Here is a 13390-nt window from a genome sequence, read left to right on the forward strand (position 1 = left end):
GCTTTAAATTAAAGTAATACGTTGCTCTTCTGCTTCTAGATATTTCTCTAGCTCTTCCTTAGTATATTTCTTTTCTTTAAGTTTTATTTCGTGATTAAATATATATTGTACAGCTTTATCTTCTAAGGCAGGACCTTTAAGTCCTTCAATTGCTCTAGGATTATTTTTATAAAAATCAAATATCATATTTTCCTGCCCAGGAAAATTACGTGCTTGTTGCATAATAACTTTTCTTAAATCATCAGGCTCTAATTGCAAATTTTTAGATTTTGCATATTCAGCAAGTAATAAGCCTATTCGCACACGGCGTAGGGCTAATTTATTATAATATGCTGTTATTTCTTGAGAGGATTTATCTTTCAATAATGATTCATCTTGTTCATTTTTATCGGTTTCGGACTTTAGAATATTTTTTTCTTGCTCTAATAAAGATTCCGGTACATCAAAATCTAACAATTTTTCTAACTTATCAAATAAGTTCATTTTCATTATAGTATTAATAGCTTCTTCCGACTCATTTTCTATTTGTTTAGTAAAATGTGTACGTAATTCTTCAAGGCTATTACTTTGGAATTTTTTAGCAAATTCGTCATCGATAACGGTAGGTTCTGCAGTATGTACTGCTTTAATTTGTACTACAAAACGAGCATCCTTACCTGCTAAATCTTTAGCATGGTAATTTTCAGGAAAAGTCACATTAACATCTACTTCACTACCTGTTTTAGAACCTATTAATTGTTTCTCAAAACCGGGAATAAGTGCATTACTACCTATTATTACTTTAAAATCATTTAATTTACCGTCCTCAAAAGCTTTCTCCTTGATGTACCCGATTGCATCAATAGTAACCTGATCTCCGTCTTTTATTTTTGCTTTACTTTCTTTAGTATAATTTTTTGTTAATGCGGCAAGTTTTTCTAGTTGTTCTTCAACATCTTTAGAGTTTACTTCTAATTTTGGACGGTCTAGTGAGATTTTTTTTAAATCCGGAATAGTAATTTTAGGTAATAACTCTATTTTTACGGTAAATTCTAAAGCTTTATCGGATTCGTTTTGTAATTCTTCAATTTTGGGTCTACCGATTATATTTAGATTATGCTCTTTAATAACGTGATTTACTGAATGGTTAATTCTTCTTTCTATTATATCATTCCTGACGGAAGTACCGTATTTTTTCTTAACAATTGAAACCGGTACTTTACCGGCTCTAAAACCTGCTATTTTAACTTTCTTGGTTAAATCAAGTAATTCTTTTTGAATATCGTCATCTATCTCACTTAAAGGAGTAGCAATTCTTGCATGAAAATCCAATCCTTCGTTTTTTAATATGGTAATTCCCATTTTAATAATCCATTAATTCTGTATATAGTTTGCTAATCAAAATAAACTAAAGAGCTGCAATATGCAATAGTTTTTGTAAAATCCCATTAGGATTAGGCATTGCTAACTGTGAGTTTCGCAGAACTCACCTAGCCCTTTTTTTATTATCTTAATGTTCGGTTCTATTTTTGGTATGGTTGTAGGTAATAGCTTCTTCATTTTTATACAAAATTATCGCTATTTTTTTTGTGTTACTCATCTTGTTAACGCTCATTAATAGCTTATCCTTATCGTTACTTGTTTACAATTTTCGAGCAGCCTCTTGAGAGTACGTTTCAACTATCCATACGGCTATTTCCGGCATTAATCTTAAGAAACTTAATAATTGCGGATTTAAGATCAAATATCTCATAGCATTTATTATCATGATTAATTATGTTATTAATTCAGCGTCCTCTCTTGGTTATTTTAATTTTCGGTTCTATTTTTTGTATAGCGTTCAATAGCTTATTCAATTCATTTCTATAAATCATGATAATAATTTTTCTTTTTCTTACTTTGCTTTTAAGTAATCGTTTATCATTGCTTGCTTCCTCTTTTTTCTTTGCTTCTTCAGGATAGGTATCAACTAGCCAGGTTGCTATTTTAGAAGCAGTAAACTCTTTGCCGGCATGAGTTTTAAGATTTTAATAATTGCAGTTTTGCGGTCAAAAAAAGACATATTCGGTAATTATATTAAGTTAAAATTCATATTACTTATATTTTTTAGACATTGCTAAATTAAAGATGGATATTGTCATGAGCTAAGCGATTAGACTTAGTCGATTTTGTAGAAGTACTTTTTTCTTTTTTGTTATTGCTCGTTTGTTCTTTATCTGAGTTAACTTTAAAAGCTCAATAATTACAGCTTTGTATTGAAATTTTGCAGAAAAAATAAATTATAAATTCTTCAAAGTAAACAAATTAATTATATAGAAATAAAAAATTAATATTATAGTGGTATAAAAATACAACTATTTTTTAAATTATATAAAGATAAGGTATTTATGGGGTAACCCTTTATTTTTTCAAAAGAATTTAAATGGTTATATCTTACTTTTTTTAGAGTATATTGCAATAAACTAGATGATTTAGGAGCAAAAGCAAGTAAATAAATTGGGTATAAGATTTGTGGCGTTGTTAACCAAAGATATATATCGTTCTTTTGCTCCTAATGAGTTAAATAACTGAAAGTGTTGTTGCGTGGAGGCCAAATCGTCATTGCGAGGCGCGAAGCGACGTGGCAATCCAGTAAAAAATTCTGATTTACAGAATTTTTTACTGGATTGCTTCGTCGAATTACTATGTAATTCTTCTCGCAATGATGGAAAACCGATCCACGCAACAATGCCAAGCAGAATGACATTAAGAGCATTTTTTATTAGACTGCTTCGTCAATTACTGCGTAATTTTCCTCACAATGGCGTTAAGCAATAAGATTTAAGCGTACTTCTTCGTTCAGTTCTTTAGTAGAAGATAATTCTATATCAAGTGCGGCAAATATCTGCACTAAAGCTACAGATAAATCATTGATCATTTTGTCGGTATGGGCAGGGGTTGGGATGATTCGGAGGCGTTCCGTACCTCTCGGTACGGTTGGAAAATTGATATGTTGAACGTAAATACCGTATTCATTAAGGAGCATATTTGAGGCTTTCGCCGTTTTAATCGGATCACCAATAATTATCGGCACTATATGACTTTCATTTTTCAAATAAGGTATATTAAAACGTTCAAAAGAATTTTTAAGTTTTGTAACTACTTCTTGATGTTTTATTCGTTCTTCATTCGATTCTTTAAGATGTCTAATACTATGTGTTGCAGCGGTAGAAATTAACGGCGGCAATGAAGTAGTGAAAATAAACCCTGGAGCGGTTAGTCTTATAGCGTCGACTAAATTATGGTTGCTAGTGATATAACCGCCGATAGTACCATATGCTTTGGCAAGCGTCCCTTGAATAATATCGATTTGATCACTACAATTAAGAAGCTCGGCAATACCGCCACCCTGTTTACCGTATAAACCGACCGTATGAACTTCATCGATAAAGGTTAAAGCATTATATTTTTTGGCTAAGTTGATTATATCTTTGATAGGTGAGAAAAAACCGTCCATAGAGTAAGCCGATTCAAAAACAACAATTTTAGGTCTATTAATATCGACTGATTGTAAAAGCTCTTCTAGATGCTTAACGTCTAAATGTCTATATATATATTTCTCGGCTCTTGAACTTGTAATCCCTGCAATTATTGATGCGTGATTTAGCTCATCGGAGAAAAATACTATATCCGGCATGATTTTAGCAAGACTTGCAAGCGTTGTATCATTTGCAACAAAACCGGATGTAAAAACTAAAGCTGCTTGCTTTTTGTGTAAATTTGCAAGTTCTTTTTCAAGCTCAAGAATGGCTATATTATTACCGCCGATATTACGAGTTCCACCTGATCCAACACCGTATTTTAGCAAGGCATCTATAGAAGCGTGCATTACTTTTGCATGTTTACTCATACCCAAATAGTCATTAATGCACCACATAACTATTTGTTTATTAGCGTGTTCTGCAAAAGGAAAATTATCGGCTTGTCTTTTTAAGGCCTTAAATTCTCGATATCTTCCTTCGCTTTTGATCTTATCTATATGTTTGCTAAATATAATATCGTAATAAGACATTTTCTCGATGTCATTCCCGCGTAGGCGGGAATCCATTTTATTAATTATAAAATTCTATAATCAGATATTTTGAATGTTCTTTCTGGATTCCCGCCTACGCGGGAATGACATCGAACAGAACAATACTTCTAAACTCACGTTTGCAACCATTCTATATTAAAATTAAAAAAGTTTAAAGTTATAATATGGCTTTTTGTACAATATCGTTTAATCTCTTTGAAAATGCACCTGTATCAGCAACCGGTTCACCCTCTAAAATACAGGCTTGATCAAATATTAGATTAACCAATTCTTCATTATTTTTATTATTTGTTTTTAAGTCGTTAAAGATTTTCTCTATGATTTTATTTTTAGGGTTTAACTCTAGATTTTTAGCTGAGGCATTAGCTATTTGTTTCTGTTCAATCAAAAATCTCTCCATACGAATATCCATAGCAGCGTCGCTAACGGCAAGACAAGCAGGACTTGAAGTAAGTTTTTTAGAGATCTTAACTTCTTTTACCAACTCCCCTAGTGTCTCTTTAAAATAATCTGTTAGCAATTTATATTCATCATCGGATTTTTTACTATCTGTGTTTTTCTCCTCAGATTGTGAAGTAGTTTGCTCTACATCGATATCGCTTCTTGTCGCTGATTTAATAGCATGTTCTTTATATTTGCTATTAACATTTACCCAAAAATCATCCACTGTATCGGTAAAAAGTAATACATCGATTTTTTTACTTAACAACCCTTCGATTTGTGGGCTTGAAAGTAATTTATCGGGGTTATCACCGCTTAAATAATATATAGTACTCTGCCCTTCTTTAAAATTCGCTATATATTCGTCAAGGCTGACCATTTTATTATGCAAGGCACTTCTGAATATGCATACCTCTAATAATTTTTCATGGTTGGTAGTAGCCTCACATAAACCCTCTTTTAAAGCACCGCCGAAATTAGCCCAAAACTTATTATATTCTTCAGGTGATTCCTCTTTCTTTTTTCTAAGCTCGCCAAGCACTCTTTTTGTAATAGCATTTTTGATTTTCTCAAGCACGCTATTATGCTGCAGTGATTCACGGCTAATATTTAGTGGTAAATCTTCTGAATCAACCACGCCTCGTAAAAATCTTAAATATGATGGGATTAAATCTATATTCTCATCAGATATAAATACTCTTTTTATATATAATTTTACTCGCCTTTTGCGATCAGGGTGGAATAAATCAAATGTTTTGCTTGATGGAATGAAAAGTAGGTTAGTAAATTCTATAGCTCCCTCGTTTTTATTATGCATAGTTATCCAAGGGTCATCAATGGCATAAGATAGGCTTTTGTAGAATTCTTTATATTGTTCTTCCGTAATTTCCGATTTCGGTCTTGTCCATAATGCAGAAGCTGAATTAAGCTGGATTTCATTATTACCAGCTTCATCAAAGAAATATATCGGTACTGCTATGTGATCGGAATAGCTTTTAACGATGTGTTTTAATCTAAAATGATCAAGGAATGTATCTTCTTCCTTTTTGATATGTAAAACGATTTCCGTGCCTCTTGTGAACTCTTTATCTGAATTTGAGACAGTATATTCACCAAGCCCGTCTGATTCCCAAATATGGACTTTATCTTCCCCAGCTTTTCTTGAGGTTACAGTCACTTTATCGGCTACCATAAAGCTTGAATAAAATCCAACACCAAATTGACCGATTAGCATATTATCTTTTTTAGAATCACCGGATAGGCTTTTAAGAAAATTTGCCGTACCCGATCTTGCAATGGTACCGAGATTTTCAATTAAATCGTCTTTATTCATGCCGATGCCGTTATCACGGATAATGATTTGTCCGTTATCTTTATCGATTTTAACTGTAATTTTAAAATTGCTATCGCCAGCTACTAATGCACTATTACTTTGAGATAAATAACGTAATTTATCACAAGCATCCGAAGCATTGGAAATTAACTCCCTCATAAAAATCTCTTTATTACTATAAAGAGAGTGAATCATTAAATTTAAAATCTTGCCAACCTCGGCATCAAATTTCTTTTTTTCTTGTATCATAATTATTCTAGTTAATAAATTATTTTTTCGTCATATGACTGCTTATGTCATTCCTGCGGAAGCAGGAATCTAGAAAATAATAAATATAAACTGGATTCCCGCCTATGCGGGAATGACATTGGAAGTCTAGCAACAACTGCACCTTATTTAATATAGGAATTAATAATCAAATTTAAATAGTCTTCATTAATATTTTTTATCAATATCGTTTTTAAGCTATGAGTATGACCTTTAATAATTTCGATATTACTACGTGATAATTTCCATTCTTTTGCTAAATAATTTATGATTTCTTCATTCGCTTTACCTTGTTCCGGTATTGCTTTTATAGATAATTTTAGATATGGGATATTATTAATAATTACAAAATTGCTAATTAGATTTTGTTTAGAATTAGGCTTTACTTTAAAACTCAGTAAAGCCTGATGTGAAGAAGAATTGTAATTGTAGAATTTATCCATGAATATTTTTTATCATATTTGCTTATTATTTTTAATAAAAAAAGAATCCTTGAAAAACTTTGCTTAAACTGATATAATGTTTACCGTAAATGTTTAGCACCCTTAGCTCAGCTGGATAGAGCAACAGATTTCTAATCTGTGGGTCAGAGGTTCGAATCCTTTAGGGTGCGCCATTCTGCATTTCTCGGTATTTCTACAAACGTATCAAACCGCAGATGCAGCATAAAATCAAGCTTTTGACCGTTTAACTGAATATTAATTGTCTTTCACCAAATCTCTAAACTAAGCAGCTTTTCTCTTTCTTCTAAATAGTAAATTTATCACCTTATAAAACGAAATATAAAAATATTTCTCAAGTTTATTAATTAAAGCTTTAATTTCTTTTGTGTTAACTAATATTTAATAATCATGATATCACAAGTATCGCTCCATATGTAGACATAAATATGCAAATTTGCTTAATGGAGCTAAATAATGGATTAAAAGAAGAAATGATTATTAATACCCTCACAGAACTATCATCAGACCATTCTGGTGTAATGCTTAATTTAAAACCGAGTAATAACGAAAAAGAGTTTAAAGAAAAATTAGAAAAGATTATTAATACTTATGAAAAAGGGAAGGCAAATCCTGAAATCAAAAAAGAATTAGAGAATCTAGATATATGGTGCACAGAAACAGCTAAAAAAGATAATTTGCATGTTTTTAAAAATATTGGACAAGTTATAAAACATAGTTTTAAAGCTTTGGCTAACATAGGAAATAAAGAAGCTTTCAAAAAAGAACAGAAAGAAGTAGGTATTTATAGGGATGCTATAACACATGCTAATAAAAATACTAAACAAACACTAGAATGCATATTAACAAACATAAATCTCCCCTTCTTCATTTCTTATTACTACTCCCAAGAATATATCGCAAAAAAGCAAGCGAGGATCTGTAGAAAGATAAATAATAATTACTCGAAGCTGGTAAATGTATCGATAATCGTCCACTAGGGTATGCCATTAACCGAAAACCAACAAGCCGCCTTAATCTCGTTTATTTTCAACTGTGGGGCTGGGGTATTTCAAGCATCAACATTGCGGCAAAAGCTAAACCGGGGTGAATATGCAAACGCTGCTAACTAGTTACTGCGATGGATGTGTGCTAAAGGCGGTCTTAAGCTGCAAGGCTTAGTGAAACGTCGGCAACATTATAGATTATAATTATTACTAAATTTATTAAACTTCTGATTATTTTCTGTAATTCTCTAATAATACGCAATTTTATAATTTTTGCTGAGTGTCTTAAACTAAGAGATATTACAGGAAACCTGCTATAAATATTTATCAATTAAGCAGACATCACCGTAGAAGGAGCAAAAGATTTTGTCGGATAATTTCCATTTGCTTTCTCCAATTTTTCAAAATGAAATATACCAAATCCAATACTTGTTGGAATCATAATAATTAATACTCCCCAGTTTCCAAAGGTTTTTATTAAATGAGGAAAACCAAAAGAGCTAATAACATACATACAAGCAGCTGATACAGCATATATAAATGTTACGGAAGTAAAGCGTTTAAAGATTGGAAAATGTCTAAAACAATTTGGTACAGCCGGCATAACATTAAGGGCAAAAGCCATGATAAGTGCTTGAATATAAATTAATAATATTTCCTAATGCCTAATTACAAATCAGAGGAATATCTAATATATTAGACCAAACTTTATCCCAACCTTTTGCATGAGAAATATTAGGAAAAGTTTGCTTTTTTACACACGGTGAGTTACTTGTTTTTACGTAAAGTGCTGCTATGAAATGCGGGACTCTTTTGTCATCCATACCGGAGAGATGTAATTGAGGGATATTATTAACCTGTTTTGCATAATTTATCGGGTTTAAGGATTTAACTAAGTAACCACGATAATTATGATATTTATCAAACTTTTTAGTATCTAAATTACCGGCAATCGTTATAATATCTTTAACATTACTATTTTGAGCGGCAATTAATATTGTAAGCCCGCCGCCACCGGAGAAGCCGACTAAGCTAAATTTTTGTCCGTTATTGATAATATTTATGACATTGTTAATTGAATCTACGACTTCCTGTCCCATTCTTTTATCTAACCAATAATCGCTAATGCATTTTGAGTTCATTTCTAAAGGAGTATATTGGCAAGGTCTTGCTATATAAACAATATTCGGTCTTTTATCCATTGTAGCAAGCTTTAAGAGCATAGGATTAACGGGAGTAGGGTTGTCGGAATTAGCAGATCCATCCGTAAGATGTCCATCTCCCTCAATATAGAATACAAAAGGTAGGTTACGGTCGGTAATACGCTGATAAGTCGTAAGAGTAAAATCACCACCGTTTACTAGCCTCATCTGAAAGTTATTTTGAGTTGCTATATATTGCGAATGCTTTACCCTGCTAGCTACATCATGAGTAGTAGAACACCCTGAAAGAAATATTGGTATTAAAAATATTATTGCCCAAATAAAATTTTTCATAACAATTTTGATTAAAACGGTATTTCGTCGTCTAAGTCGCTATGGTCAAAGGAATGATTTTTAGTTTCAGGATGTTTATATTCGCTATGCCCTGAATCTTGAGTATGATTATTAGAGTTTTTACTATCTAATAATATTAATTGTGAATTAAAGTTTTGTAACACAACTTCCGTGGTATATTTTTCTTGACCTGAATTATCATTCCACTTACGGGTTTGCAATGAACCTTCAATATATAATTTGCTACCTTTTGTGACATAGCGTTCTACAACAGATACTAACCCTTCACTAAATATCACTACTCTATGCCATTCAGTTCGTTCTTTTCGTTCGCTGGTAATGCGATCTTTCCAAGTTTCGGTTGTTGCTAAGGAAAGATTAATGATTTTTTTCCCTTCGCCCGTAGTTCTCATTTCCGGATCACGCCCTACATTACCTATTAATATTACTTTATTTAAACTACCTGCCATAGATTACTACCTACTTTAAAATATTATTATTGCAATAATAAAATAAAAGCGCCTATAATACTACAGGTTTTTTAAAAAATATCTCAAAAATTTTGTAGTGAAGTGATTATGAACCAAGAATATATTAAGGTACGCGGTGCTAAAGAGCATAATCTAAAAAATATAAATGTTAATATTCCAAGGAATAAATTTGTTGTTATCACCGGTCTTAGCGGTTCAGGCAAGTCTTCTTTAGCGTTTGATACTATTTATGCAGAAGGTCAAAGGCGATATGTTGAAAGTTTATCTTCATATGCAAGGCAATTCTTACATTTACAAAATAAACCTAATGTAGAATCTATTTCTGGATTATCGCCTGCTATTGCAATTGACCAAAAAACTACTTCCAAAAATCCACGTTCTACGGTTGGAACTATAACGGAAATTTACGATTATCTTAGGTTATTATATGCAAGGGTGGGTATTCCTTACTCTCCAGCAACCGGTCTTCCGATACATAGCCAAACAGTTTCCGAGATGGTAGATATAATTAACGAACTACCTAAGGGTACGCAAATATATTTACTCGCTCCTATTGTTAGAGGACATAAGGGTGAGTTCAAGCGTGAAATTATGAGTTTGAAAAAGCAAGGCTTTCAGAAATTAATAGTTAACGGGGAAGTTTGCGAAATTGATGATTTACCGAAACTTGATAAAAATAAGAAGCATAATATAGAAGTGATCGTTGATAGAATAGTTCTAGACGAAAGTTTAGGTAATAGACTTGCAGATAGCTTAGAGAGTTCATTAAATCTTGCCGAGGGTATTACTTATTTGGAAATTGTAGAATTACCGCCGGCAGTTAAGAGCGAGTTTGAAAAAAATCAGCGTATTACTTTTTCCGAGCAATATTCTTGTCCGGTATCGGGTTTTCAGCTTACTGAAATAGAGCCTCGAATCTTTTCTTTTAATAGCCCTTTTGGAGCATGTCCTAAATGTGAAGGGATAGGTAAGGAGTTTTTCTTTGATAGAGATTTAATAGTTCCGGATCAAAGAATTGCTATTAAAGACGGTGCAATAGTGCCTTGGGGTAGTACAGCTTCTAAATTTATCCTAGAGACATTAAAGGCTCTTGCCGATCATTATAAATTTTCTATTGAAGTACCTTTTGTAAGTTTATCACAAAATGTTAAGGATATTTTATTTGAAGGTTCAGGAGAAGAGGCAATAAAGTTTGAATTTCACGATGGTTCTAAAACGCAAATAATAAAACAACCTTTTGCCGGTATAATACCAAGTTTGCAAGAAAAGGACCGTACTATAGAATCGGTTTTAATTAAAGAAGAACTAGCTAAATTTAAGTCAGAGCATAAATGTACTGCTTGTTCAGGGTTTAGATTAAAAGACGAAGCATTATGCGTTAAAATAGCAAATTTTCATATAGGCGAAGTAGCAGGTATGAGTATTGCAGCCTTGCAAGAATGGTTTAGTCACTTAGAAGAAAAATTAAATAAAAAGCAATTATTTATTGCTGAGCGTATACTCAAAGAAATTACCGAGAGATTAAAATTTCTTATGAATGTCGGGCTTGATTATCTAACGTTATCACGAGAAGCAGGTACTTTATCGGGGGGGGAAAGTCAGCGTATTCGTCTTGCATCTCAAATAGGTTCAGGACTGAGTGGTGTTTTATATGTACTTGATGAGCCGTCTATTGGTCTTCATCAACGAGATAATACAAGATTAATTGAGACACTAAAAAGGCTTAGAGATTTGGGTAATACCGTTTTGGTAGTCGAGCATGATGAAGAAACAATATATGAAGCAGACCATATTATTGATATAGGACCGGGAGCCGGTATTCACGGCGGTCGTGTTATTGCGGAAGGAAATGCTGAAGAAATAAAGAATTTTGAAGAAAGTATCACAGGTAGGTATCTAAGCGGTCGTCAAGCAATCAAAGTGCCGTCTGAAACAAGAGTAGGGCATGATAATAGGGCAATTGAATTACTTGGGGCGGTTTCCAACAATTTAGATAATGTTGATATCAAAATTCCGCTTGGTACTTTTACCGCTATAACGGGAGTATCGGGAAGCGGTAAATCAAGTTTGATGATTCATACTCTATATAAAGCGGCTCTAAAGCATTTAGAGCCAACTAGCAAAGTATTTCCCGGCAAATATAGAGAGTTAAAAGGACTTGAATATATTGATAAAATTATCGATATTAATCAATCTCCGATAGGTAGAACTCCTCGTTCAAACCCTGCGACTTATACAGGTGCCTTTACCCATATTAGGGATTGGTTTGTGGAATTACCTGAATCAAAAGCTAGAGGGTATAAAGTAGGCAGATTTTCGTTTAACGTTAAAGGCGGTAGATGTGAAGCATGCCAAGGTGACGGGCTAATAAAAATAGAGATGCATTTCCTACCTGACGTATATGTAAAGTGTGATATTTGTAACGGTCACAGATATAATAGAGAAACGCTTGAAATAAAATATAAAGGTAAATCTATTGCCGATATTTTGATGATGACTGTAGAAGATGCGATGCAGTTTTTTGAAAAAATACCGTTAATCTATGAAAAATTAATTACCTTAAATGAAGTGGGTCTAGGCTATATTAAAATCGGTCAGTCTGCTACTACTCTTTCAGGTGGTGAAGCACAACGCGTTAAGCTTGCTAAAGAATTATCAAGACGTTCAACCGGTAAAACGCTTTATATACTTGATGAACCGACTACGGGATTACATATAGACGATATTAATAAATTGTTAAAAGTGTTACATAAACTTGTTGATATGGGAAATACTGTTTTAGTTATCGAGCATAATTTAGATGTTATAAAAACTGCAGATTATATTATTGACGTCGGTCCTGAAGGTGGCGACAAAGGCGGTAAGATAGTTGTATGTGGCACCCCTGCCGACATCGCTGCCTGTGAGGAAAGCCATACCGGTAGATATTTAAAGCAATATTTGGTGTGATCTAATATAAATAGCAAGTTACTCTATATAATTTGCTATTTGATGTATTTCTAAATTATCCTTAACACTCATCCCTTGATTTCGTTAAGAAAAATTAATCTAATCCTTGCTATTTTCTAAAAAATTATCATATTTTGTGGTTATTACCATGTTTTATGGTTTTCTGTAGAATAAAAGAAGAAATTAATTTAGAAAAGGCCATAACAACCTTAGAAGAAAATGCTAAAAGTAATACCATGACTTTAAAAAAAGCTGGAATAAACCAAGACGATGCTGAAATATTATTGGCAAATATTCATTTATTATATAAAGAGGGCTTTAATAAAAAGTCTAGTTATACATTAAAAGAATTATTAGAAAATAATTTTGATCAATTAAATACTAATGATGTTTTTGAAAAAATACATAAGCAATATTTAAGTACAAATACACGCCTTAAAAAAATCTTATTAGTAAAGAACTATGTAAGGAAGTATTGCCATATTGTCGAAAATCGCTGACTTATATACGGAGAATGGCGGTTTCAATTCTTTAGAAATGGCTAAAAAATTATCTACTTACTACTGTTAATTATGATACAAAAGCAACAATAGAATTGAGTTTTCAATTTAATTTACCACAAACATTGTCTTCCAAAACATTAGAATTTTTTCAAATTTTAAATAAATCTGGAAGAGACTCATTATATATTTTCAGTAATGCACACTTACTGGAAAAAACTGAAAAATTTCAAAAAATTCTTAAAGAAAATAAATTAAATGATTTTCAGCAGATAACTAAAAATGATTTAAATAATTAGTAAATCAAGTAACTGAAATAGTAATTAAAGAATCTTATAAGTACAACGAAGAAGAATTATCAGAAGAAAATAAATTACATGCAAAAAATTTAGCTAATTTTTCTTTAAAAGGAAAA

Annotated in this window: 10 protein-coding genes, 1 tRNA gene and 2 pseudogenes; 6 read left to right on the forward strand and 7 right to left on the reverse strand. The window is 32.2% G+C overall.

Translation table 11 applies throughout. The annotated features are described in order from the left end of the window. Positions 1-3: 3 nt before the first annotated feature. The 4 genes from tig to GCO76_RS05430 form a co-directional block, all read right to left on the reverse strand. Positions 4-1341, reverse strand: a complete 1338-nt coding sequence (tig, locus tag GCO76_RS05415; protein WP_410956415.1) for a trigger factor — start codon at positions 1339-1341, stop codon at positions 4-6. Positions 1342-2785: 1444 nt separating this feature from the next. After that, positions 2786-4030 (reverse strand): 5-aminolevulinate synthase, encoded by a 1245-nt coding sequence (gene hemA / locus GCO76_RS05420; RefSeq protein WP_410956416.1) that lies wholly within the window; start codon positions 4028-4030, stop codon positions 2786-2788. 178 nt (positions 4031-4208) lie between these two features. Next, complete coding sequence (gene htpG / locus GCO76_RS05425) at positions 4209-6074, reverse strand: molecular chaperone HtpG (protein ID WP_410956417.1); 1866 nt, start codon at positions 6072-6074, stop codon at positions 4209-4211. Positions 6075-6217: 143 nt separating this feature from the next. Next, entirely contained in the window at positions 6218-6535 is a 318-nt protein-coding gene (locus GCO76_RS05430) for an A1G_07140 family DUF167 domain protein (protein WP_004997180.1), read from the reverse strand. 96 nt (positions 6536-6631) lie between these two features. Between GCO76_RS05430 and GCO76_RS05435 the strand changes: the two genes are divergently transcribed. The 3 genes and pseudogenes from GCO76_RS05435 to GCO76_RS05445 all read left to right on the forward strand — a co-directional run bounded on the left by GCO76_RS05435 (position 6632) and on the right by GCO76_RS05445 (position 7743). After that, a tRNA-Arg gene (locus tag GCO76_RS05435) sits at positions 6632-6708 on the forward strand. Positions 6709-6996: 288 nt separating this feature from the next. Continuing rightward, positions 6997-7533, forward strand: a complete 537-nt coding sequence (locus GCO76_RS05440; protein WP_410956418.1) for a hypothetical protein — start codon at positions 6997-6999, stop codon at positions 7531-7533. A gap of 3 nt (positions 7534-7536) precedes the next feature. Next, positions 7537-7743: pseudogene (locus tag GCO76_RS05445) on the forward strand (lysozyme). 127 nt (positions 7744-7870) lie between these two features. On the opposite strand, the gene GCO76_RS05450 reads toward GCO76_RS05445, so the two are convergent. Genes GCO76_RS05450 through GCO76_RS05460 form a run of 3 tightly spaced genes read right to left on the reverse strand, consistent with a single transcriptional unit; the run spans position 7871 to position 9505 of the window. After that, a complete protein-coding gene (locus GCO76_RS05450) occupies positions 7871-8164 on the reverse strand; it encodes a hypothetical protein (RefSeq protein WP_410956419.1) in 294 nt (97 codons plus the stop codon). Positions 8165-8204: 40 nt separating this feature from the next. Next, positions 8205-9035 carry an alpha/beta hydrolase family protein gene (locus GCO76_RS05455; protein WP_103897476.1) on the reverse strand — a complete coding sequence of 277 codons (831 nt, stop codon included), beginning with the start codon at positions 9033-9035 and terminating at the stop codon, positions 8205-8207. Between the two features lie 11 nt (positions 9036-9046). Next, complete coding sequence (locus tag GCO76_RS05460; RefSeq protein ID WP_014014871.1) at positions 9047-9505, reverse strand: single-stranded DNA-binding protein; 459 nt, start codon at positions 9503-9505, stop codon at positions 9047-9049. A gap of 108 nt (positions 9506-9613) precedes the next feature. Here GCO76_RS05460 and uvrA point away from each other — a divergent pair, with 108 nt between their 5' ends. The 3 genes and pseudogenes from uvrA to GCO76_RS05475 all read left to right on the forward strand — a co-directional run bounded on the left by uvrA (position 9614) and on the right by GCO76_RS05475 (position 13274). Then, the gene (gene uvrA / locus GCO76_RS05465; RefSeq protein WP_410956420.1) at positions 9614-12475 is read left to right on the forward strand and encodes an excinuclease ABC subunit UvrA; all 2862 of its coding nucleotides are present in this window, start codon (positions 9614-9616) and stop codon (positions 12473-12475) included. Between the two features lie 155 nt (positions 12476-12630). Further along, the gene (locus tag GCO76_RS05470) at positions 12631-12975 is read left to right on the forward strand and encodes a hypothetical protein (RefSeq protein WP_410956421.1); all 345 of its coding nucleotides are present in this window, start codon (positions 12631-12633) and stop codon (positions 12973-12975) included. After that, positions 12959-13274: pseudogene (locus GCO76_RS05475) on the forward strand (hypothetical protein). Before GCO76_RS05470 ends, GCO76_RS05475 begins: the two are co-directional and overlap by 17 nt. Positions 13275-13390: the final 116 nt, after the last annotated feature.

Origin of the sequence: Rickettsia koreansis, from assembly GCF_046532895.1 — a bacterium.
In the GTDB taxonomy this organism is placed as follows: Bacteria; Pseudomonadota; Alphaproteobacteria; order Rickettsiales; family Rickettsiaceae; genus Rickettsia; species Rickettsia rickettsii.

What these genes read in the sequence shown, in the direction of transcription:
- tig (WP_410956415.1), bottom strand. Translation starts at nt 1,341, where the DNA reads ATGGGAATTACCATATTAAAAAACGAAGGATTGGATTTTCATGCAAGA.
- GCO76_RS05450 (WP_410956419.1), bottom strand. Translation starts at nt 8,164, where the DNA reads ATGGCTTTTGCCCTTAATGTTATGCCGGCTGTACCAAATTGTTTTAGA.
- uvrA (WP_410956420.1), top strand. Translation starts at nt 9,614, where the DNA reads ATGAACCAAGAATATATTAAGGTACGCGGTGCTAAAGAGCATAATCTA.
- GCO76_RS05460 (WP_014014871.1), bottom strand. Translation starts at nt 9,505, where the DNA reads ATGGCAGGTAGTTTAAATAAAGTAATATTAATAGGTAATGTAGGGCGT.
- GCO76_RS05430 (WP_004997180.1), bottom strand. Translation starts at nt 6,535, where the DNA reads ATGGATAAATTCTACAATTACAATTCTTCTTCACATCAGGCTTTACTG.
- htpG (WP_410956417.1), bottom strand. Translation starts at nt 6,074, where the DNA reads ATGATACAAGAAAAAAAGAAATTTGATGCCGAGGTTGGCAAGATTTTA.
- GCO76_RS05470 (WP_410956421.1), top strand. Translation starts at nt 12,631, where the DNA reads ATGGTTTTCTGTAGAATAAAAGAAGAAATTAATTTAGAAAAGGCCATA.
- hemA (WP_410956416.1), bottom strand. Translation starts at nt 4,030, where the DNA reads ATGTCTTATTACGATATTATATTTAGCAAACATATAGATAAGATCAAA.
- GCO76_RS05455 (WP_103897476.1), bottom strand. Translation starts at nt 9,035, where the DNA reads ATGAAAAATTTTATTTGGGCAATAATATTTTTAATACCAATATTTCTT.
- GCO76_RS05440 (WP_410956418.1), top strand. Translation starts at nt 6,997, where the DNA reads ATGGAGCTAAATAATGGATTAAAAGAAGAAATGATTATTAATACCCTC.